Genomic DNA, 1,128 nt, shown 5'->3' on the forward strand with positions numbered 1-1,128 from the left:
CCTGCACGCCATTCATGCCATGCTCAAGAACCGAACCCCCTTCGACAGCAGCCGCTTCTTTACCCCAACCGAAACCGCTGCCTGATAAATCTAATTTATGCGTCGGAGTGAATTTTTGGGGATCAGGAGGCAAATTGGACTTGCACTGGAACAGAGTATCTACGGTCGCACCGCAGGCGTGTCGGAAATGTAGGTTATAAATCCGCGGGGTTTTTAAGTGGCAGCAACGACGCCGACCGATGCAGCAATTCGCATCGCCATGGGGATCGAGTACGACGGCAGCGCATTTCACGGTTGGCAGGTACAGGACAATCAGCGCACGGTCCAGGGGCAGTTGGAGCGGGCCATCGGTAGGGTTGCCAATCACAGGGTCCGTGTCCACTGTGCCGGGCGCACCGATGCCGGGGTCCATGCCATCGAGCAGGTCATTCACTTCGATACCAGGGCGGAGCGGAGCGAGCGATCCTGGGTACTCGGCACCAACGTCAATCTTCCGCCGGATGTCAATGTACTCTGGGCCCGCCCGGTGAAGGCGGAGTTTCATGCCCGTTTTTGCGCCACCGCCCGTCATTATCTTTATCGCATCCTGTCACGACCGACGCGCCCATCCCTGCTCCGCAACCGGGCAGTATGGGTGCACCAGGCGCTCGACCTGGACGCGATGCGTTGCGCCGGGTCGGATCTGGTCGGCGAGCACGATTTTTCCAGCTTTCGCGCCCTCGGTTGTCAGGCCAAGAGCCCCGTGCGGCAGGTGCATTACATCGGCCTGGAGCGGTGCGGAGAGGTGCTTGAGCTGCGCATCGGGGCGGATGGCTTTCTGCATCATATGGTGCGCAACATCGCCGGTGTCCTCATAGCCATCGGGTACGGTGACCGGCCCGTCTCCTGGGTCCGCGAGCTGCTGCGGATCCGTGATCGCAGGCACGGTGGTGTCACTGCCCCGCCCCAGGGCCTATACTTTCTGCGCGCGGATTATCCGGAGGGGTTCGGTCTGCCACAGGCAAGGCAAACAGGTGACCCGACAAAAAATCTTGGCTCTTTATGGATTCCAGACTGCCAACGATCATGGAAGGGTATCACCGGACGTTTTGGAGTGCGGCGGCAATCTCACCCCGATGCTTACCGGAA

General features: G+C 60.1%; 1 protein-coding gene. It reads left to right on the forward strand.

The window, feature by feature from the left end:
• Positions 1-217: 217 nt before the first annotated feature.
• The coding region (truA, locus tag BQ17_RS10250; protein ID WP_369406467.1) for a tRNA pseudouridine(38-40) synthase TruA at positions 218-1,128 on the forward strand (911 nt) is incomplete at its 3' end.

The organism is Candidatus Thiosymbion oneisti (assembly GCF_900092655.1).
In the GTDB taxonomy this organism is placed as follows: Bacteria; Pseudomonadota; Gammaproteobacteria; order Chromatiales; family Chromatiaceae; genus Thiosymbion; species Thiosymbion oneisti.